This is a genomic window from Corynebacterium sp. ACRQK (genome assembly GCF_022345965.1).
In the GTDB taxonomy this organism is placed as follows: Bacteria; Actinomycetota; Actinomycetes; order Mycobacteriales; family Mycobacteriaceae; genus Corynebacterium.
On sequence record NZ_JAKRMU010000002.1, the window covers coordinates 27,003 to 48,352 of the forward strand.

Annotated in this window: 18 protein-coding genes and 1 tRNA gene; 6 read left to right on the top strand and 13 right to left on the bottom strand. The window is 63.7% G+C overall.

The features are described from left to right. Positions 1–46: 46 nt before the first annotated feature. Complete coding sequence (locus MHX63_RS02910; protein WP_239387177.1) at positions 47–916, bottom strand: DMT family transporter; 870 nt, start codon at positions 914–916, stop codon at positions 47–49. A gap of 228 nt (positions 917–1,144) precedes the next feature. Here MHX63_RS02910 and MHX63_RS02915 point away from each other — a divergent pair, with 228 nt between their 5' ends. Beyond that, positions 1,145–2,410, top strand: coding sequence for an aspartate kinase (locus MHX63_RS02915; RefSeq protein WP_239387178.1), 1,266 nt, complete (start codon positions 1,145–1,147; stop codon positions 2,408–2,410). A gap of 73 nt (positions 2,411–2,483) precedes the next feature. Further along, positions 2,484–3,542: an aspartate-semialdehyde dehydrogenase gene (locus tag MHX63_RS02920; protein WP_239387179.1), complete on the top strand. Its 1,059-nt coding sequence runs from the start codon at positions 2,484–2,486 to the stop codon at positions 3,540–3,542. A 45-nt stretch (positions 3,543–3,587) separates the two neighbouring features. Here the strand turns inward: MHX63_RS02920 and MHX63_RS02925 are convergent, their stop codons facing one another. From MHX63_RS02925 to MHX63_RS02935, 3 genes are all read right to left on the bottom strand, one after another. Beyond that, complete coding sequence (locus MHX63_RS02925) at positions 3,588–4,862, bottom strand: ferrochelatase (protein ID WP_239387180.1); 1,275 nt, start codon at positions 4,860–4,862, stop codon at positions 3,588–3,590. Positions 4,863–4,928: 66 nt separating this feature from the next. Next, complete coding sequence (locus tag MHX63_RS02930) at positions 4,929–6,362, bottom strand: TIGR01777 family oxidoreductase (RefSeq protein ID WP_239387181.1); 1,434 nt, start codon at positions 6,360–6,362, stop codon at positions 4,929–4,931. Between the two features lie 32 nt (positions 6,363–6,394). Continuing rightward, entirely contained in the window at positions 6,395–7,012 is a 618-nt protein-coding gene (locus MHX63_RS02935; protein ID WP_239387182.1) for an RNA polymerase sigma factor, read from the bottom strand. Between the two features lie 81 nt (positions 7,013–7,093). Here MHX63_RS02935 and MHX63_RS02940 point away from each other — a divergent pair, with 81 nt between their 5' ends. Then, positions 7,094–8,725, top strand: coding sequence for a catalase (locus tag MHX63_RS02940; RefSeq protein ID WP_304504254.1), 1,632 nt, complete (start codon positions 7,094–7,096; stop codon positions 8,723–8,725). Between the two features lie 95 nt (positions 8,726–8,820). Continuing rightward, positions 8,821–9,246: an organic hydroperoxide resistance protein gene (locus tag MHX63_RS02945; RefSeq protein WP_049050280.1), complete on the top strand. Its 426-nt coding sequence runs from the start codon at positions 8,821–8,823 to the stop codon at positions 9,244–9,246. 141 nt (positions 9,247–9,387) lie between these two features. Here MHX63_RS02945 and MHX63_RS02950 read toward each other — a convergent pair whose 3' ends face one another. From MHX63_RS02950 to MHX63_RS02990, 9 genes are all read right to left on the bottom strand, one after another. Next, the gene (locus tag MHX63_RS02950) at positions 9,388–9,789 is read right to left on the bottom strand and encodes a Na+/H+ antiporter subunit G (protein ID WP_239387183.1); all 402 of its coding nucleotides are present in this window, start codon (positions 9,787–9,789) and stop codon (positions 9,388–9,390) included. Next, positions 9,790–10,068, bottom strand: a complete 279-nt coding sequence (locus MHX63_RS02955; RefSeq protein ID WP_011274270.1) for a monovalent cation/H+ antiporter complex subunit F — start codon at positions 10,066–10,068, stop codon at positions 9,790–9,792. After that, positions 10,069–10,926 carry a Na+/H+ antiporter subunit E gene (locus MHX63_RS02960; RefSeq protein WP_239387184.1) on the bottom strand — a complete coding sequence of 286 codons (858 nt, stop codon included), beginning with the start codon at positions 10,924–10,926 and terminating at the stop codon, positions 10,069–10,071. Between the two features lie 3 nt (positions 10,927–10,929). Next, positions 10,930–12,600 (bottom strand): monovalent cation/H+ antiporter subunit D family protein, encoded by a 1,671-nt coding sequence (locus MHX63_RS02965; protein ID WP_239387185.1) that lies wholly within the window; start codon positions 12,598–12,600, stop codon positions 10,930–10,932. Then, positions 12,600–13,136 (bottom strand): cation:proton antiporter subunit C, encoded by a 537-nt coding sequence (locus tag MHX63_RS02970; RefSeq protein WP_239387186.1) that lies wholly within the window; start codon positions 13,134–13,136, stop codon positions 12,600–12,602. Before MHX63_RS02970 ends, MHX63_RS02965 begins: the two co-directional genes overlap by 1 nt. Continuing rightward, positions 13,133–16,366, bottom strand: coding sequence for a DUF4040 family protein (locus MHX63_RS02975; RefSeq protein WP_239387187.1), 3,234 nt, complete (start codon positions 16,364–16,366; stop codon positions 13,133–13,135). Before MHX63_RS02975 ends, MHX63_RS02970 begins: the two co-directional genes overlap by 4 nt. A gap of 414 nt (positions 16,367–16,780) precedes the next feature. Further along, positions 16,781–16,857, bottom strand: a tRNA-Pro gene (locus tag MHX63_RS02980). Between the two features lie 160 nt (positions 16,858–17,017). Continuing rightward, entirely contained in the window at positions 17,018–17,965 is a 948-nt protein-coding gene (locus tag MHX63_RS02985) for a metallophosphoesterase (RefSeq protein ID WP_255710306.1), read from the bottom strand. Between the two features lie 129 nt (positions 17,966–18,094). Then, a complete protein-coding gene (locus MHX63_RS02990) occupies positions 18,095–20,350 on the bottom strand; it encodes a transglycosylase domain-containing protein (protein WP_255710308.1) in 2,256 nt (751 codons plus the stop codon). Positions 20,351–20,797: 447 nt separating this feature from the next. Here MHX63_RS02990 and MHX63_RS02995 point away from each other — a divergent pair, with 447 nt between their 5' ends. Further along, entirely contained in the window at positions 20,798–21,172 is a 375-nt protein-coding gene (locus tag MHX63_RS02995; RefSeq protein WP_011274259.1) for a WhiB family transcriptional regulator, read from the top strand. A gap of 17 nt (positions 21,173–21,189) precedes the next feature. Next, positions 21,190–21,348 carry a DUF4177 domain-containing protein gene (locus MHX63_RS03000; protein ID WP_011274258.1) on the top strand — a complete coding sequence of 53 codons (159 nt, stop codon included), beginning with the start codon at positions 21,190–21,192 and terminating at the stop codon, positions 21,346–21,348. Positions 21,349–21,350: the final 2 nt, after the last annotated feature.

A 21,350-nucleotide genomic window follows, 5' to 3' on the forward strand; every position in this document is an offset into this window, starting at 1 on the left:
CCCGGCCGAGTAAGAAAGGGCGCTTAAGGGGGCGGGTCCAGTGAATTTACGCTGGATCCGCCCCCTCTTCCTCGTCGATCGACTTGCGGCTGAGGATTACCGTAGAGATCGTCATCACCGCAATTGCGGCCGCCATGTAGGCATACTCCCAGCCCTCGATCTGGAACTTCTCGCCCAGCACGATGTAGCCCAGCACGAACGCCACCAGCGGCTCCACCACCGTCATCGCGGGCAGCGAATTCTTCAGCGGCCCGGCGTTAAACGAGGCCTGCTGCACCGCCGTGCCGATGGCTGCGAAGGCGATCAGGGTCCACAGCTCCCAGGAAGTCAGCAGTGTAACTGTGCCGGAGTCGCGGAAAATGTCCACCACGGCTTTCGAAAGTACGGCGACATAACCCATGATCGCGCCGGTGATCGATCCCAGCACCAGCGCGCGCAGCGCGGCCGCCTGCTCCAGCGCATATACAAAGAACGCCAGCAAGATCACCGTGCCGATACTGAGGCAGACCAGCCACACGGCCAGGTCTGGCTCGCGGTGGCCGGCGGCGGGTTTACCGCGCACAACGAGGATGGTCACTGCGACCGTCAGAAGCCCTGCCCATGCTGTTTCGGACGCCGATATTCGTCGCCCGTCGTATTTCGCCGACAGTGGCAGTGTGAACATGAGGGATAGTACGAGGATCGGCTGCACCACCAGCAGCGTTCCGAATGCCAGCGCCACGATCTGCAGGAGGTATCCGAACAGGGCGCTGGCCACGCCGACCCACCACATGGGCTGCTTGATGGCATCCCAGATGGCGCCGCTGCGATTCTCGCCGGAGGCGACGGCGATGCGGTGGCGCACCACCGTCCCCCAGGCGATGGTGAGTGCGGAGCCAAGTGCGAAAACAACTGCGAGCGCGTTGTTTTCGAGCATTGTGGCCCCTCACCTCTTTGTCGACTGTGTACCCTGGGTACCTTATCGGACGCCGGAGGCTGGGCTGGACATTAGTCCGCGACGCGCGTGTTACGTGTGTGACGCATGTGGCGCGCGGGCAGGTTGGCGTCAAAAAGAAAAAGAGTTACTCGAACCCTAGCCCCAGGGAAACAGACAAAGTAGTCTAAAGTTTGATTAAGACTAGACCCAGGAAGGTGGTAACAACCAGTGGCGCTCATCGTTCAGAAATACGGCGGCTCCTCGCTGGAAAGCGCGGAGAGGATCCGGCGCGTAGCCGAGCGAATCGTGGAAACCAAAAAGCAGGGTAACGACGTGGTCGTCGTCTGCTCCGCAATGGGAGACACCACCGATGACCTGCTGGAACTCGCCGAGCAGGTCAATCCCGTGCCGCCCGCACGCGAGATGGACATGCTGCTAACCGCCGGTGAGCGTATTTCCAACGCGCTGGTGGCCATGGCCATCGCCTCCTTCGGTGCCGAGGCACAATCCTTCACTGGCTCGCAGGCGGGCGTGCTGACCACCGAGCGACACGGCAACGCACGCATCGTGGACGTCACCCCCGGCCGCGTGCGGGAAGCCCTGGACGATGGAAAGATTTGCCTCGTCGCAGGCTTCCAAGGCGTGAACCGCGAAACGCGCGATGTGACCACCCTCGGACGTGGCGGCTCGGACGCCACCGCAGTCGCCCTGGCGGCGGCGCTCGAGGCCGACGTGTGCGAGATCTACTCCGACGTCGACGGCGTGTACACCGCGGACCCGCGCATCGTGCCGGACGCCCAGAAGCTCGACACGATCTCTTTCGAAGAAATGCTGGAGATGGCAGCCGTCGGCGCGAAGGTGCTGATGCTGCGCAGCGTGGAATACGCCCGCGCATTCGACGTGCCCCTGCGCGTCCGCTCCTCGTATAGCACCGACACCGGCACCCTCGTCTCTGGATCAATGGAGGATATTCCCATGGAAGAAGCAGTACTCACCGGCGTGGCACACGACCGCTCCGAAGCCAAGATCGCCGTCCTCGGCATTCCGGACTCTCCCGGGGAGGCAGCGAAGGTCTTCCGCGCCGTTGCCGACGCCGAGATCAACATCGACATGGTCGTGCAGAACATCAGCAAGATCGACAACAACCGCACCGACATCACCTTCACCTGCCCGCGGACGGACGCCACCCGCGCGATGCAGCTGCTGAAGGGCATCAAGGAACAGAACGACTGGCAGGACCTTATCTTCGACGACCACGTGGGCAAGGTCTCCCTGGTCGGCGCTGGTATGAAGTCCCACCCCGGCGTGACCGCCGACTTCTGCGAGGCGCTGCGCGACGCGGGCGTCAACATCGAGCTAATCAGTACCTCCGAGATCCGCATCTCCGTGCTGATCCGCGACACCGACGTGGACAAGGCCGTGCGCGCCATCCACGACCGCTTCCAGCTGGGCGGCGACAAAGAAGCCACCGTGTACGCTGGGACGGGACGCTAAAACCGCAGCTTAAGCGCGCTGCCGAGGCGCTCAAGAGTGCACACTAGAACAGATAGAAGAGGTAGATCCCCGAATGACCACCATCGCTGTCGTCGGAGCAACCGGCCAAGTCGGTCGCGTCATGCGCGACATCCTCGTCGAGCGGAATTTTCCGGCGGACAAGGTACGATTCTTCGCTTCCTCCCGCTCCGCAGGTAAGAAGCTGGAATTCCGCGGCGAGCAGATCGTCATCGAGGACGTCGCCGCCACCGCCACCGAGGACCTACGCGGCATCGACATCGCTCTGTTCTCCGCAGGCGGCGGAACTTCCCGCGAGCACTCCCCGCGCTTCGCCGAAGCCGGCGCGATCGTCGTGGACAACTCCTCGGCTTTCCGCAAGGATCCGGAAGTCCCACTGGTCGTCTCCGAAGTGAACCCGCAGGACGTCAAGAATCCACCCAAGGGCATCATCGCCAACCCAAACTGCACAACCATGGCCGCCATGCCGGTCGTGGGCGCGCTGCACAAGGCAGCGGGCCTGAAGCAGATGCACGTCAGCTCCTACCAGGCAGTTTCCGGCTCCGGGCTGGCCGGCGTGGACGCACTGGTGCGCCAGGTGCTGGACAACCTGGGCAGCGTGGAGAACACCATCGACGAAGAGGGCCTGCGCAAGCTGGTGCACGACGGCTCCGCCCTCAAGGCTGAAGACCTGGGCCCCTACGTGGAGCCCATCGCCTTCAACGCCCTGCCGCTGGCCGGCAACCTGGTGGACGACGGCTCCAAGGAGACCGATGAAGAGCAGAAGCTCCGCAACGAATCCCGCAAGATCCTGGGCATCCCCGAGCTGCGCGTGGCCGGCACCTGCGTGCGCGTACCTGTCTTCACGGGCCACACCATGACCATCCACGCGGAATTCGACCGCGAAATCACCCCGGACACCGCCCGCAAGCTGCTGGCCGAGACCCCGGGCGTGAAGGTCGTGGACGTGCCCACCCCACTGGCCGCCACGGGCATCGACGAAAGCCTGGTCGGCCGCATCCGCCAGGATCAGACCGTCGATGGAAACCGCGGCCTGGTGCTGGTCGTCGCCGGCGATAACCTGCGCAAGGGCGCCGCTCTGAACACCATCCAGATCGCGGAACTGCTGGTCTAGTCCCCGTGCCCCCAGTCGGGTCGCCGGGCCTTCACGCCCCGGCCGCTAGGCCTCGCTACCGCAGCACCCCGGCGCACACGGCGAGCCGTTGAACGTGCGGCCGAAGTCCGGAACCGTTGCCAGCTCGCCGACTACCTTCGCCGCCAGATCGCGCGCCGCCTGCTGATCCTCCGAGGGATTGGCGCTGGGGGCGTCACTACCAACAACAAGATCAACCACCATTCCTGCGAAACCGGTGGTCAAACCCGGAGTGGCTGCGCGCACGAAGGGGATGCCCGCCTCCGCGGCGGCATCGCGGGCCTCAGTATCCAGATCCCACTTGACCTCCATGTGGTCGGTGATGAAGCCAACCGGGCACAGCACAATCGCGCGTTTGTTGCCAGCCTCTGCGCGCGCCTCAATGTGGTCGCACACGTCCGGCTCCAGCCACGGCACATGCGGCGAACCAGAGCGCGACTGCCATACCAGCTCGACGTCCAGGTCGGTGCCGGCACCCACGTCCACCCCCACAGTTTCACCCGTGTGCGCGGGGCCATCCCCGCGGCCGCCGACGTTCTCGTGGCGGGCCAACTGGCCAGTCCAGCCGTAATCCGCGCCACTACCAGGGGTATTAGCGAAGCTGCTGGCCTGCTGGATCAATCGCGAGGCATCCAGCACCTGCTGGGAGTACAGATTCCCGCCGAACTTGTGCGGACCCGCCGCCTTATCCGCCACCGTCGGCACCGAATGCGCGGTGAAAACCAGCTCTGCCTGCGTGGCCACCTCCTCGCCGTGCTCTGCACGCAGCTGCTCGCGTGCCGTATCCACGGCTCGGGCGAACTCCGCGATGAACGTCGGGTGGCGGTGGAACTGCGGCAGGCGCTCCACCTTCGGGGCCTCCAGGCCGGCCTCCTCGCAGGCAGCGATGGCGCGGCGCAGATCCTCCTGATACTGCGAGCAACCCGAGTAACCGCCCCACGCGCTGGTGGCGAAGACGTACACATGGCGGATACCGTCGCGGGACATCTGCTGCAGCGCATCCTCGACGTAGGGCTCCCAGTTGCGGTTGCCGAAGTATACGGGCAGGTCGATGTCGCGCCGGGCGAGCTCAGCCTCGATATTGCGGATCAGCTGCTTGTTTTGGTCGTTGATGGGGGAGCGACCTCCGAGCGCAAAGTAGTGCTCGCCGACCTTCTCCAAACGCTCGCGGGGGATGCCGCGGCCGCGCGTGACGTTTTCCAGGAAGGGGACCACGTCCTCGGACTTCTCCGGGCCGCCGAAAGATAGCAGTAGCAGGGCGGAGTCGGCGGCGATGGACGGGTTGCTGGGGCTCGTGCTCATATTCACCAGCCTAGCCTCTTAGGTGCTGTACACCTTAAAGCCCGTGCTTCTTTAAGCCCGGGCTGCCTACACCTGCTGCACGTCCTCGCGTCCAAGCTCGTGGCGCAGGGCAGCTTCCGCGGTGCGGTAGCGGAACGGGTGGCCGACAGCTTCCAGAACCTTCGGCACCACGTGCTGGTCGGCCATGGCCAACTCTTCCGCACCCTGCTTGCCCAGTAGGATCTCTGGCCCCTGCTTGGGCACCGGGAACAGTGGCAGCCCTCCGCCGACTTTCACCAGAATCTTTGTGAACTGGTCGTTCGTAAGAACCTCCGGCCCTACCGCGTTCACGGGGCCGTTGAGGTTCGGGTCGATCGCCGCACGGTGGTAGATGTCCACCACGTCGTCCAGCGCCACCCACGGGAAGTGTTGGCTGCCATCGCCCAGTCGCCCGCCACCGACGCGCACGCTGGCCAGCAACAGGTCCAGCATCTGTGAGCCGCCGCCCAGCACCAGCCCGCTGCGGACGTTCACCACCCGCTTGCCAGCAGCCCGCGCGGGTTCGGTGGCAGCTTCCCAACCAGCCACGATTTCCGCTACCTCGCCGGCGCCCTGGCCTGCGGTTTCATCGGCTTGTTCCGCACGGTCGTTGCCATAGAAACCGACAGCAGAGGCGCACACCATCGCCTCCACGCATAGGGTTTCCGCCACCAGCTTCGCCAGCTTCCGTGTTGGTTCCAGCCGCGAGTCCCGCACTTTCGCCACGTGCTCTTCTGTGAACCGACCCGCGATGGGGTGGCCGCCCAAGTGGATCAGCACCTGCACGCCGTCCAGCAGTCCCCGCGCCGGGTTGTCGGGATTCCACTTGCGTACCGTGTTGCTGCCGGTGCTACCCGCGCCAGTGCCGTGTCCGGTGCCGCCTCGCTTCAGCCGCACTACCTCGTGACCCGCGAGCTCCAGCAGCGCGCACAGCTGTGTTCCCACCAGGCCGCCAGAGCCAGTTACCGCGATCCGCAACGGCCTGTCATCATCCGCGCGCTCGCGCAGCCGCCGGGCGAATTTGAGGTGCTGTACGTCGGCCTGCAACTGGTTTTGGCGATATGCGAACACTCCACCAAAAGCCCTGGTCGCCACGAACTTCGGCAGGTTCGTGTGCAGCATGTCGGTGATCACCGTGGACTCCGCCGTTCCCGCAGGCCCCGCCGTGCCCTCGGCTCGGAACTCATGCGTATGCTCCCACCCCGTCAGCGCACCCAACACCGCTGTCGTGCACACATCTTGGAATCGCCGCCAATCCGGTGCGGTCCCCTCATACGCCCGCGCCTGGTGCTGTGCGACCCACGTGATTCCGCCCGGCAAGGCGAACGTCGTCACCCCATCGCGCAAGGAGTTCGCCTGGTGGATCAGGCGCATGCGGGTGAAACCTGGCGTCAAACGATGAACAATCCCCGGGCGCCCGTGCAGCGCCCACGTATCGGCCAAGCCCAAAGGAATGCGGTGGGAAAAGGTGATGGTGCTCATGCCCGCCACCCTATACAAAGCCCGGAATCGAGCTAGGCCACCCCGAAGCGTCGCTTGTTGTTCTTCTTTGTGACGCCACCTTGTCCCTCGCCTGCCATCGCAACCAGGTCGGCGCGGGCGCGGGCAACGCGAGAGCGGATCGTGCCCACGCGGACGTTAGCGATCTTCGCGGCCTCGGCGTAGGTGTAGCCCAGAACCTGCGTGAGGATCAGAGCCTCCCGGCGTTCCTCCTCCAGCTGGTCGATGAGGGCGCGAGTGTCCACCCATTCCGCCCAGCTTTGCCCGCCAGTGGTTTCGGCGGCGGGGGTGGCGCTGGTGGCGTCCTCAATTTCCGTGGCGGAACTGCGGGGGCGGGCCATATCGTGGCGTACGCTATCGACCCACACGCGGCGGGCGAGGGAGAGGATCCAGGTACGAGCCGTGGAGCGGGCGGCGAACCGCGGCAGGGCGCTCAGTACACGTAGGTAGGTCTCCTGCGTGAGGTCGTCCGCGCGGTCGGTATCGGCCAGGTGAGCCAGCAGGCGCCACACATCGTCGTGCGTGGCGGAAATGAACTCGGTCAACGCCTGGCGGTCGCCACTGGCGGCGCGCAGGGCGAGGTCGGTCACAGCGGCATCGTGCGCCTGACTGCTGGTTACCTGGCTGGTCATGGACAAAGCCTAACACGCGGGGGTGGAAGTTCTGGCAAGGTGGAATGCATAGCCAAAGCTATTAGGTATCTGGAGGTACCCATGACTGCTACGAATAATGACGGCACCAATAACGACCCAATCACCACGGCCAAGGACGTTGCCTCCCGCGGCATGTGCCCCTACTCCGGAGCCTCGACGAACGTGAATGGTTCCCCGGTCAGCACCGAGGAGCACTCCGCGACCGTGGGCCAGCAGGGTCCGCTGCTGCTTTCCGACGTACACCTGGTGGAAAAGCACGCGCACTTTAACCGCGAGCGCATCCCGGAGCGCAACGTGCACGCCAAGGGCTCCGGTGCCTTCGGTGAGCTGACCATCACCGAGGACGTTTCCAAGTACACCAAGGCGGATCTGTTCCAGCCGGGGCGCGTGACTCCGATGCTGGCCCGCTTCTCCACCGTCGCGGGCGAGCAGGGCTTCCCCGACGCGGTGCGCGACGTGCGCGGATTCTCGCTGAAGTTCTACACCCAACAGGGCAACTACGACATCGTGGGCAACAACACCCCGGTGTTCTTCCTGCGCGACGGCATTAAGTTCCCGGACTTCATTCGTTCCCAGAAGCGTCTGGCGGATTCCGGCCTGCGCTCCGCGGACATGCAGTGGGATTTCTGGACCCGCTCCCCGGAGACCGCGCACCAGGTGACCTACCTGATGGGCGACCGTGGCATTCCGACGGACTTCCGCCACATGGACGGCTTCGGCTCCCACACCTACCAGTGGATCAACGCCGCCGGCGAGCGTTTCTGGGTGAAGTACCACTTCAAGACCCGCCAGGGCTGGGACTTCTACACCGATGACGAGGCCGCTAAGGTCATTGCTTCGGGCAATTTCGATTCCTCCCGTCAGGATCTTTATGACGCCATCGAGCGCGGCGATTACCCGACGTGGGATGTGAAGGTGCAGATCATGCCGGTCGCCGAGGCGGAGGATTACCGCTGGAACCCGTTTGACCTGACGAAGACCTGGTCGCAGAAGGATTACCCGCTGATTCCGGTCGGCCACTTCACGCTGAACGAGAACCCGCAGAACTTCTTCGCTCAGATCGAACAGGCCGCCTTCGCACCGTCGAACCTGGTGCCGGGCATTGGCCTTTCCCCGGACAAGATGCTGTTGGCTCGTGCCTTCGCCTACGCCGATACGCAGCGTTACCGCCTGGGCGTGAACTTCCACCAGCTGCCTTCCAACCGTTCCGTCGTGGCGGAGAAAAACTACTACACCGCTAAGGACGGCGCGGGTAACCAGGAGTTCCCGCCGGCCGGCACCCCGGTGTACTCCCCGAATCGTTTCGAGCGCGGCGACGGTGGCATCGACGTCAACGACGGCTCCGGTGCCGTCGAGCAGGGCGTGGCCGCCGGTGAGTCCCAGTACGGCTTCGGCCGTGGCCAGGAATCCGCCGTGACCGCCGCGGAGGAGCTGGGCCTGTTCGACGACCTGCACGGCACCGACCTGACCCGCGGGGCTTACGTCCGCCACCCGGAGGACGACGACTTCATCCAGGCGGGCCAGCTGGTACGCGAGGTTTTGGATGACGCCGCCCGGGAGCGCCTGGCAAACAACATCGCAGGCGCGATGGATGGTGTGTCTGACCAGGTGGCTGAGCAGTGCTGGACCTACTGGGGCAAGGTCGACGAGAACCTGCGCGACCGGGTGAAGGAAATCTTCACCGGCAAGTAAGCCCCGCTGGCCGCAGCGCGGCGCTCGCCGGTTCACGTAGGCTGGGCGCCGCAACGAATCAAACAGACAGTATTGGCGAAAGGATTGGTTCACTCATGAGCGAGGCACTGTACACAGCAAAGGCACTTTCCACCGGTGGCGGCCGCGATGGCCACGTTGCTACCGACGACCGCCAGATCGATCTGGACGTTCGCCCGCCGAAGGCACTGGGTGGCTCCGGTGAGGGCACGAACCCGGAGCAGCTGGTCTCCGCAGGTTGGGCCGCCTGCTTTAACGGCGCCCTGCAGAAGACCATCAAGGAGGCTGGCGTGGACATGAGCCAGTCCCCGGAGGTCACCGTCGAGACCACCCTGAACAAGGTTCCGGAGGGCTTCCGCCTGTCCGCGAAGATCACCGCCACCGTCTTCGGCGTGGATCAGGCCAAGGCCGACGAGCTGGTTGCGGATGCTCACGCATTCTGCCCGTATTCCAAGGCAATGCGCGGCGAGATCGACGTTGAGGCCGTCGCCGTTGTCGGCTAGTTCCGCTGCAGCGGTCAGTAGCTGACGGTCTGCGCTCGCGCCTAGTAACTGGCTCCGGGTGCCTAGCAGCCAGCCGCCGCAGGAGCGAAAACGAGTCCGCCCCCACCAAGGAAGTGGGGGCGGACTCGTTTTCTATTGGCGCTACTGGGGTTCCTTCGCCTTCTGACCACCGGACAGCGGCACGGTGTGATCCCAGTGCGTCGCATGCAGTGCGCGGCCCATCACGTATGAACCGACGGCGCCGATCACCAGCAGCGCAGTGATGGCGACGATCGCGCGGATCAACACGCCCAGCACAAACCCTTCCGTCGACCAGGAGTAAACCAGGTTGGCGCTGATCAGCAGGGGAAGCCCCACGCCGACAGCTGGACCGACCATGTTGACCTGACTGAGGGCGTCCGGAGCAAGGTACATCGCGCGGGCAGAAACAAAGATAAAGATCGCCCCGAGAATGGCGAGCACACCCGCGGTAATCGCGCCGAGCCAACCCGGCTCGCTGAACTCGACCATTTCGCCGGCGGCGGCGAGAATTGTTGTGGACATTTAGCGCCTCCCTCGAGAAATGATGCGGGCATAAGCGATCGTCGACAGCGCGCCGAACAGGCCGGCGAACAGTGCGACCTCATAGGTGATCGCCGTGCGGTGGAAGATCGAATAACACAAAAACAGGCCTGCCATCGCCATAAACACCATGTCGGAAAGGACGGCGCGGCGGGCGTCATTATGCGTAGAAACAGCGCGCCACAGCACCGTAAACAGCGCGACAACAACAATGGCGGCGGCGATGCCCACCAGGATATTTAGTAGGTCCCTGGGCTCCATCTACTTGCCTTCCTTCGGGTTGTTCTTCGGATACAACGGGTCGTACAAGGTCTCTCCCGGTTTGGTGCGGCCTTCCTGGTCGGGTTTGGACGCCCCCAGGTTGTCCCCGCGGAAAGTATCAATATCTGGGGTTGCATTGGAGATCCGGGCCTTGGCGCGCTCGGCGTTTCGGTGGGCGATCTCGTAGCGCTCCTTGCGATCCATGTCGGGTACATCGGAGGGGTTCTTCTCCTCCTCGTCGGACTGCAGGATCGCGGCGACGAACGCGGCGGCGTGCGGAGTGGAATCCACCTTCTCCACGTCGAAGACCGTCTCGTCGGATGCGCGGCCACCGCGCGAACCGCGGAAGCCACGTGGGCCTGGGCGGCCCTTCTCCACCAGGTACTGCACGTCGAAGTGCAGCGGCTTATCCTTCACCGACGGGGCGAGGTGCTCCTCCATGTCCGCCAGGCTGGCCAGCAATTCTTCCGGATCCGCGCCGTACATGGCGTGTACCGCGAGGAAGCGCTGGACGTGGTCCAGGCCGTGGGTGTTGAACTCCGAGCGGGCCACAGCGAAGGCATCCTTAGAGCTGCGCTCGCCGGCGGCTGCGTCGTAGTCGACCTCCTTCGGGCCGGTTACGCCCAGGGAGAGCGTGCCGGGGGTCATGGTGATCGAGGCGATGAGGGCTGCGATGTTCCGCTCACTGGTCACGCGCAGCGGGTAATAGATCACCACCGGCGCGATGTTGCGGCCGGTGCCGAGGGTATCGGCCGCCATGACGACCGATTCCTTGATGATTTGCCCGGTCAGCCAGGCGGCGTACTTCAGCGCGTGGCCGGTGGACTTCACTGCTTGGACAATACTGAACTTTGCCATGGCTTAGTGACCTTTCCCGTCCTGAGCCTGCTGCTCCTTGTCGGTCTTTACGTTGACTTTGGCGCTGGCGGCGGCGTTGGCTTCGGTGTCGACGTTATCCAATCCGCTCGGCCCGGGCGGCAGGACCGCACCGACGGCCTCATCCGGATCGCCGAGGACTGCCTCGACATAAGCGGTCGTGTCGGTCAGATTATCGGCGGCCTTGTTGACCTGCTGGAAGATCGGCCCAGCGCCGATGAACATGCCCACGGAAATCAGCATCATGACTGCGGACGGCCACACGTAACGGCGCGGTACGCGCAGCTCCGGGTCGGCCTCGTTGGCGTTCATCTGGCGCCCCCAGAACACCTCGCGCCACACGTAGATCATGGAAACCAAGGCGCCGATGGAGGAGACGATGATTGCGCCGATGGCCAGCCAGGTCTTCCACGTGCCGTCCTGGGCCACGCCGAAGACTAGAGCCAGCTTGCCCCACAGGCCGGAGAACGGCGGCAGGCCGACGATTGCTAGCGCACCAGCCGCGAAGACGACCGCGACGAAGCGGTCGCGGCGCATGAGACCGGAGAGCTTGCGCACGCGGCCGGAACCGTAGGTCTCCTCGATCGCACCGGAGGCCATAATGAGGGCCCCGGCGACGATCATGTGGTGCAGCATGTAGAACAGCCCGGCGCTGATCATCAGGCGCGCATCGTGGCTGAGGAATGCGAGGCTGATCAGGATGAACGGGATGCCGTTGACCATCTGGTAGGCGATCACGCTGCGCATCGTGGTTTCGCCCAGGCCGGCGAAACCACCGATCAGCATGCCCAGCACCACGATCACCAGGATGGCCCAGGACCAGGTGGGGTCGCCCTCGAAGATGGTCAGGTACACGCGGAAAATCGCGTAGATGCCGACCTTGGTGTGCAGGCCGGAGAACAGCGCCATCACGGCTGGGGAGGTGGAAGGGTAGGCGCGGGGCAGCCAGGTGTGGACCGGCGCCACGCCCGCCTTCACGGCCAGCGCCAGCAGAACCACGCCCAGCGGGATCACCAGCTGCCACTGGTTGCCGAAGACTCCCTCGGCAAACTCAGTGCCGCGGGGACCGGCCGCGCCCGCCAAAGCTGCGAGGTTGGTGGTGCCCACCACGGCGTAGACCAGTGCCACGCCACTTAGCAGCACTAGGGAGGTCACCAGGTTCACGATGATGAACATCCTGCCCGCCGCCAGGCGAGCCCACGTGCCGGTCATCGCCAGCAGGCCGAAGGAGGGCATCAGCATGACCTCGATGAACACGAACATGTTGAACAAGTCGGCGGTCAGCAGTGCACCCCACACGCCGCCGATCAGCATGAGCGTGAGGGCGGGGTAGAAGCGGGTGCGCGTCTCGCCGACGACGTCGGCGAACCAGTTGGCGATCAGGGCGACGACGGAGGTCGTCAGGATCATAATGCCCGCCAGATTGTCGGCGGCCAGCGGGATGGAGATACCGCCGACGAACCCGCCGACGTTATCGACCAGCACCGTGTTCGGCTCTTTGACCTTCACCAGCACCCAGACGCCGCCGACGATGCCGAATGCCGGCACCAGCAGGCCCAGCGCGCGGCGGAGGCTCATCCACGGGGCCATCGCGGCGATGGCCGCGGAAAGCAGCGGAACGGCAATAAATAGGCTGAGTAGGGAACCTTCGGTCATTACTTCTGTGCTCCCTTCTGTTCGTCCTTACGTTCCTTGCCGGTGGTGCTGGCCGCGGCTTCGTCTGGGTCGTCCTCATCGGCGGTGGAATGGACCTCCGTGTAGTCGTTCGCACCGAGCTTCTTATCCTCGTGCTCCTTGACCACTCCGCCGTGGGCCTTGGCTTCCTCGTAGTTCTTCCAGCCCATCGTCTGCAGGGTGCGCAGGCGGCGGGAGGCGGTCTCTACGTCGTCGCTGCCGAACGTGTCGTCGTCGCGGCCGAGCGCGGCCATGGCCAGCATCACGGCGGTAGAGGCCATGGAAATCACGATTGCCGTCAGCACGAATGCCTGGGGCAGCGGGTCGGCTGCTTGCTCGGGCGTCGCGCGATCCATTAGCGGATCCATGCGCCACGCGCCGATGCCCGCAGCGAGGATCAGGAGGTTAACCGCGTGGCTCATCAGCGTGATGCCCATGATGATGCGCAGCATTCCGCGCTGCATCACCAGGTACACGCCACCGCCCATCAGGATGGCGATGATAGCTGCGATGATCACTGGTTCTCTCCCTTCTTCTCGTTCTGTTCTTTCTTTGTGACGCCATCAGGCTCCGCAGCCTTGGCCTCAGACCCATCCTTGAGGTTCTTCACCGGCGCGCGGGCCGCCTCGCGCTCGGCCCGATGGGCCTCCTCCGCAGCCTTCGCAGCAGCGGAGACCTGGGAGGGGTTGAGCGGGATGTTGCTGCCGCCGACAGTCACAGCCACAGGCGATGGCTTCTTGGCGGGATCCGCCTTGCCCTCGATGGGAGTGGGGCGCTTGCCCTTGGAGTTCAAGCCCATCTTCTGAGTGGCAGTCTGGGCGCGGAACTTGGACTTCAGCGTTGCCGGGTCGGTACCCGGGCGCTCACGGCCGCCCATCTGGTTGATGACAATGACCACCAGGCCGAGCACTGCCAGGTACACGCCGCCGTCGAAGATCAGCGAGGTGGATACGTGCTGGCCCAAAATATCGGCGTGGATCGGGGATAGGAAGCCATCCTTGAAGTAGCCGATCAGGCCGGTGATCAGCGCCATCGCTATGCCCGCGCCGACGAAGGTGTAGGCCACCTGGTCGGTGAACATCTTCTTGGCCCGGGCCTGCGCCAGGTAGTACATGAAGATGCCGCAGGCCGCGATCAGGGCGGCGACGAAGCCGCCGCCGGGGGACTGGTGGCCGCGCCAGAACGTGGCGGCGGACAGCAGCGCCAGAATCGGGATCAGCGGGTACATCGTCATCCGCGAGTTAATGGAGTTCAGGTGCGTGGAGCGCAGGTACTTGGAGTAGAACGGCGCCAGCTCCGGAACCTTGTGCACATCCGGGAAGCGGGTGGAACCCGGGGCGCGGAACAGCTCCGCGGTGGAACCCGGACCGTAGCCCGGAACCGGGGAGCGGGGGATGGACTTGATCAGCGCGGCGATGACGATGCCCGCCATGCCCAGCACCGTCAGCTCGCCCAAGGTATCGAAGGCACGGAACTCCACCAGGATGACCGCGACCACGTTGTTGCCGCCGGAGATCTCCGGGGTGTTCTCCAAATACCACTGTGCGATCGCGGGTTTCTCGTGACGACCGATAAGCAGCCATACGCCCAGGAAGGTAACCACGCCGACCAGCACCGCCAGAACCGTGGCGAAGCGGGTACGGTTTGCGCCCTCACGCAGGTACAGGCGCGGCTGGTGGCGAATCACCAGCATCATGATGACGACCACGCAGAACTCGACCAGCAGCTGGGTGGTAGCCACATCCGGCGCGCCCAGGGTCAGCATGACCCAGGAAACGCCCACGCCGACCACACCGACCAGCACCACGGAAGCCAGGCGAGAGCGAGTACCAATCATCACGAGCACACTCAAGCCGATAATCACCAGGCCAACTAGGTCCACGATGCTGTCGATCCCCTCGACACGCGGCGGCAGATCCGCCAGACGCTCCAGGCGACCCGGCCCCAGCAGGGAGAAGCCCGCCAGCACTATCAGCATGACGAAGATCCACACCACGTGCCGGTTGGGGTTCACAGAGTTCGCCAGGCGGCCAAACGCGCGGCCTGCCTTGGTCGAGCGCTCGATGAATGCGGAGATCATCTCCGCGCCCGTTGCCACCCCGAGACGCTTGCCCTCGAGCGGCTGGAGCAGAGGGCGTCGATAAATAACAACAATGACGCCCGCGACCAGAACCGCGAGAGAGATCCAGAGCGCCACAGTCAGACCGTGCCACAGAGCCAAATGCGTGTGGGCGTGGCCCAGACCCGTGGCATCGACCACCTGGTCGAGAGTCTCGTCGAAGAGACCCAGGAACGCGACACCCGGCAGGGAAAGCACACCCGGCAGCACCGCGGGAATCCACAGATTGGCCGGAGCCTCCTTCACGTGTGACATATCCTTCGGACCGTCGATGAATGCGCCCAAGACGTAGCGCGCGGAGTACACGAAGGTGGCCAGCGCGCCGAGCCCCGCCGCGATCAGCAGGGCGACCACGCCGGCATTGTTAAACGGCGCCTCCTCGAACGCAGTAAGCATGCCCTCCTTCGACACAAAGCCGAAGGTCGGGGGAATAGCAGCCATTGATGCCGCCGCGATCACAGCGGACACAAAAGTAAAGGGCATCTGGCGCCACAGTGGGCCCAGGCGACGAATGTCACGCGACCCGGCCTGGTGATCCACCACGCCGGCGATCATGAATAGCGAAGACTTAAACAGCGCGTGGGCGGCCGTGTGAACCAGCGCGGCACTGATGGCAAAAGGAGTGCCCACACCAATGGTGGCGACGATCCAGCCCAGCTGGGAGACCGTGGAGTAGGCCGTAAGCTTCTTCAGATCCGTCTTCTGGATGGCGAACACGGCGCCCATGATGGCGGTGGTCATGCCGATGACGATCAGCAGGACGTGCCAGGCCATCACGCCCTCGAACAGGCCGGAGAAGCGCAGCAACAGGTACACGCCAGCCTTGACCACGGCGGCGGCGTGCAGGAAGGCGGAAACCGGGGTGTCCGCGGCCATAGCCTCCGGCAGCCAGAAGTGGAAGGGGATCTGCGCGGCCTTCGAGAACGCGGCCAGGGCGATAAGAATCGCGACGATAGCCAGGCGGATGTCCTGGCCCTCCCAGGCGGGGGAGTGCAGCATGGCCGAAAGGTTGGTGGTGCCCGTGGTGATCACGCCAATGCCCAGGCCGGCCAGCAGGAACAGGCCGCCGATGAAAGTCAGCAGGAGGGTGCGGATGGAACCGGCCTCGCCGCCGGAGCCCGAGCGGGCGATGAGGAAGAACGACGCCAGGGAGACCAGCTCCCAGCCGATGAACAGCAGAGCCACGTCGTCGGCCAGAACCAGCAGAAGGACTGCCAGCATGAAGGAGGTCATGAGCACGTAGAAGCTCATGATCTTGTCGCCCTTGTGCAGGTAAGCGGCGGAGTAGATGAACACGACGGCGCCGATGAGCAGCGCCAGGAGGGTGAAGAACAGCCCCAGGGAATCCATCTTCAGGGCCAGATCTAGGTTGCCTTCGCCTGCTGCACCTCCTGCACTGGCTGCACCCGCTCCACCGCCGACGCCGGTGAGGAAGCCTTTGATCCAGGTGACGGACCAGGTGGCTGTCTCGCCGTTAAGTATCGGGTCGGCGTGCTTGATCACATATCCTGCGAGTCCCAGGAAGGTCAGACCTAACGGCCAGCCGGCGTTTCGATCAAGTGTTTTGACCAGCAAGGGAACGAGGATGAGCGCCACCGCGACGGTGACGGGGATGGCAAGGAGAGCCACGTTGGTTCAACACCCCAATGTTTCTATAGTTGTTCGATCACCTTGAATATTCACTGAATAACCACGTACGACATCACGGTGCCGTCGCAAAGCGACGGCCTCGCGGAGTCGTGCTGAGCTCCGACATCAGAAGGTCGTGCTGAGCCGAACTAGATCGCGGGCCCAATGAGGCCTGAAGGTGTCAAAGTTATTCAAGTGATCCACTGGGGTGCCGGCAAAATAATTCCGGTCCATCACGACGCGACGTGATCGGAATAGTTATACGACGGTCACAGTTTATCAGGCGCTCCTTAGGGCTGTTCGGGGTGCTCGGCCTGGTGTCCGCGTGTGCAGGGGATTTGCTGGGGAGGTGCTGTGCGAGATTTCCCGCAAAGACGAAACCCGCCAGCACCTTTCGGTACCAGCGGGTTCCAATGGTCGGGATAACAGGATTTGAACCTGCGACCCCCTCGTCCCGAACGAGGTGCGCTACCAAGCTGCGCCATATCCCGGTCTGGAGCGGCACGTTAGTTTTGCGAACTGTGCAAAGCCAACGGCTGCAACTCGAATTACTATAGCCCGCACAGGGGGAATTTTTCAAAATGGCAGCGTACCGGGCCTTTTAATGCCCCAGCAACCCCGCCCTCGCGGGAACCAGCCAGGACTACCCAGCTACTCCGCCGGCTTCTCCACAATGTGGATCAACGTCGCCGACGGTCGGCAGAAAATGCGGAAAGGCACGTACTTAGAGCTGCCCAGCCCGTTGGTCACATGCAGCCACATGCGCTCGGTCCAGCGGGAAAGCCCGCGTACTCGACTCCTGTCGATGCCGCAGTTCGTCACAATGGCGCGCCCACCCGGCAGGCATAGCTGCCCACCGTGCGTGTGGCCGCTCAGCACCAGCTGGTATCCATCGGCTGCGAAGCGGTCCAGAATGCGCGGTTCGGGGGAGTGGCTCAGCCCGATGGCCAGGTCGGCGTCACTATTAGGGCGCCCCGCGATCCGCGAGTAATCGTCCAGATCGTGGTGAGGGTCGTCCACGCCCGCGATAGCCAATTTGATTTTCGACGGGCTGGTCAGGGAGCCCGTCGCAGCGGGGTCGATGGCGAACTCGACGGTGGCGTTCGAGGCGTCGTGCCAGCCGCGTTCGATGAAGGCCGCGCGCATCCCCTTCCATGGCAGCTGCACCTGGGAGGGCTTGCGCTTCTTGCCCAGCAGGTAGATGAAGGGGTTCACGGGGCGCGGTGCGAAGTAATCGTTGCTGCCGAACACGAACACTCCGGGGCGTTCCAGTAGTGGCCCGAGCGCGCGGAGTACTCCCGGCACGCCGTCCTCCTCGCCGAGGTTGTCGCCCGTGTTGACCACCAGGTCCGGGTCCAGGCGGTCCAGCGCGGCGACCCATTCCTGCTTTTGCTGCTGCTTGTCCAGCATGTGCAGGTCGCTGACGTGCAGCAGCCGGAAGCTATCCCAATCGCTGGGTAGCGTGCCGGGCTCAAGCAGCGGCACTGTTACCTCGTGAAGCTGGAATTTTAGGGTTTCTTTATATGACGCCGCAGCGACCGCCGCGCCGGCCGCCCCAATTCCGAGCGCGCTTTTCAGCACGTTGGTGGGGCTGAGCAGACGTTTGCGGGGCTGGGCTGGCGAGTTCGCTGGGGAGTCCCGACGATTGTTCTTCACGCTTCCCAGGGTATCGTTTCGCCCGTGGGTGGGACATACCCGCCGTGCGCCACGCGTGGCGGAGCTAATGGGCTAGCGGAGCTGGCTCAGGAAGTCATCGAGGTCGGCGAGGCCGCGGCGGATCTCCGGCGGGAGGTCCAGCTCCTCTTGAGCCTGTGGTCCCTGCGGGGCGGGTGCGGAGTTGCCGCCACTCGAGGCGCCACCACCCGATCCGCCGGTGGATGCGGGCGCGCCCCACTTGCCGGGGTTCGTGCCTGCGTCGTACTTCTTGTCGTAGGAAGGCAGCTTGCCTCCGCCGTACTTCTTAACCATTGGTTTTGAAGCCTCAAAGAAGATCTGCGCGGGCTCGTTACCGCCATAGAGGTTGCCCTTGCCACACTGGCGCACGGGCGCGGTGCACAGGTTCTTAGCGGTGCCACCGTCGTTAAAGATGTAGGAAGATCCGGCCCAGCCAGAGGTGAAGCCCAGGAACGCGGCGGAGAAGCTGGTTTCCGTTGTACCAGTCTTGGCGGACAGCGGTCCGCTCCAGCCCGCCGCACGGGCGGAAGCAGAGGCAGTGCCCTGCTGCACGTCGCTGCCCAGGCCGTTTGCCAGCGCATCGGCGATCTTCTTGTCGATGGCCTGCTCGCAGTCCGCCTTCTCCATTTTTACCTTCTTGCCATTGCGGTCCTTTACGGACAGCACGGGCGTGGGTTCGCACCAGCGGCCGTGGTCGGCCAGGCTGGCGGCCACGTTGGAAAGCTCCAGCGGGTCGACGGCCGTGGGGCCCAACACGAAGGAGCCGAGGTTGTTGTCCTTGACGTACTCCTCCACGGAGTTCTCGCCGTCGAAGCTGCCCTCGTTCTTGTAGGAACGCAGACCCAGCTTGATGGCAATGTCCGTAATGCGCTCCATGCCCAGCTTCTCCGCCATCTCGATGAAGGGGGTGTTCGGACTGGTCGCCAGCGCTTCCTTCAAAGTCATGTTGGGCTTGTAGGAGCCTGCATTTTCCACGCAGTACTTGTTCGGTGGACAGCCGGGCGCGCCACCTGCACCCATACCTTCAACCTCGGCGCGGGTGGGCACGGCAAGGTTGGTGTTGAGGCCCATGCCGTCTTCCAGCGCTGCAGCGGCCGCAAAGATCTTGAACACGGAACCGGCGCCGTGTCCCTGCAGCGAGTGGGGTAGAGGTAGCACGGATTCCCGCTCGTCTTGGCTAAGGCCATACTTGCGCGAGGTGGCCATGGCCACCACCTGGTGCTTGCCATCCTTGGGGGTGATGTAGTTCGTCGCGGCGGATACTCCCTCCTGGTCTGGGGAAACCTTGCTGCGGGCAGCCTGTTCTGCTTGTTTCTGCGCCTGCGCATCCAGTGTGGTGCGGATCGTGTAGCCGCCCTTGGCTACCTCGTCCTTGGAGATTCCCTTCTTGTCCAGGTACTCCATCACGTAATCACAGAAGAACCCGGAGCCGCCGGCGCCGATGCAGCCGTTGGCGGGAACCTTGGGCTCCTTCAGCACGCCCAGCGGCTTGCTTGCAAGCTCGTCTGCCTTAGCCTGCGACAGACTGCCCGCGTTCACGCGTGCCTGCAGCACGGCATCGCGCCGCTGCTTCGCACCCTCCGGGTTGGTGTACGGGTTCAGAGCACTGGTGGATTGCACGATTCCGGCCAGGAAAGCCGACTGATTGTCATCTAGGTCCGCCGCGTTTACCCCGAAGTAGGTCTGCGCCGCGGTTTGCACGCCAAAGGCGCTGTTGCCGAAGGAGACCAGGTTTAGGTAGCGCGTCAGGATCTCGTTCTTAGTCAGCTTTTCGTCCAGGTCACCGGCCATCTTCATTTCGCGCAGCTTGCGGGGCAGCGAAGTTTCAATGGCCTGGGCGGCCTCGTCTTCGTTCTCCGCTTCGATCAACCACAGGTAGTTCTTCACGTACTGCTGATTGATCGTCGACGCGCCTTCCGAGACCCCACCGCTGGAGACGTTTGCCGCCGCCGCGCGCATGGTGCCGCGGATATCCACGCCCTTGTGCTGGTAGAAGCGCCGATCCTCGATGGCAACGATGCTGTCCTTCATCGCTTGGGAGATCTTGTCCGAGGGCACTTCGGTGCGATTCTGGTTGTATACCCAGGCGATCGTCTTGCCATCCCGGTCGGTGATCCGCGAGCGCAGTGGCACCGTGTTGTTCTCGGAGATGTCCTGCGCATTGGAGTTCATCGCGTCCGTGCTGGCGTTGACCACCCAGCCGCCCGCGCCCGCAAAGGGCAGAATGGCGGCGGCCAGCAGCACGCCACCGGCCAGGATGGCGAGGAAAAGTTTGAGAAATGCCTTCGGTGCTTCCACGGCTATCACCATAGCCCACGCCCCGGACAACCCTTTAGCCTTTTTGCCCTTTCTTTGTGACGCCTTCACGTCAGCCACCGGGGGTGATCACCCCCTTTGCAGTTTTATGCACCTTAGTGGAGAAAATTCGCCTTGTTGCAGTTTTGGGAAAAGTTCCTAATGTGACGCGCAACACGATTTGGTGATGGGCTGACCAGCGAGATTGTGAGGGCGTCAAAAAGAAAAGATCGTGGGGCAGGTAGCAGATCTACAGTTTTCGCTGGTCGATTGAATCCATACTTAAGAAATGTCGCGTGGATATCAGTTACCCCCAAAGTGTGACCTATTCGACACTTCTAAAAACGTGTGAATAAAATTACTGCTACAGCAAGCCTCTACGGCAGTTGGCGGTACCAAACGACAACCGACGCACAAGGCGCGAGGGCCGCCCCTGCTGGAGGCACGTTTCGGAGGAAGACAATGACTGCATCGCTTGCCCGCACGAAGGTGAACAGCGGCTCCAAGCCGACCTGCCAGCCTGCTGAACAAGTCACGACCCGCGAGTCCTTTAACAACCGCGGCGAGTGGATCACTCAGGCGCACTGCCGCAACGTGGATCCGGATGAGCTCTTTGTAAAGGGTGCCGCCCAGCGCAAGGCCGTGGCCATCTGCCGTCACTGCCCCGTCGTGCTGCAGTGCCGTGCCGACGCTCTGGATAACAAGGTGGAGTTCGGTGTGTGGGGTGGCATGACCGAGCGCCAGCGCCGTGCGCTGCTGCGCAAGCACCCCGAGATCACCAGCTGGGCGGACTTCTTCGCAGGCCAGCTCGAGGCTGCCAGCGCGGCCAAGAAGTAACCACTAAGGTAGTTCCCATGACTAACTGGGAATATGTAACCGTACCGCTGCTCACTCACGCCACTAAGCAAATCCTGGATAACTGGGGACAGGATGGCTGGGAGCTCGTTTCCGTACTTCCTGGGCCGACCGGTGAGCAGCATGTTGCCTACATGAAGCGCCCGCTGGAGCAGTAGGG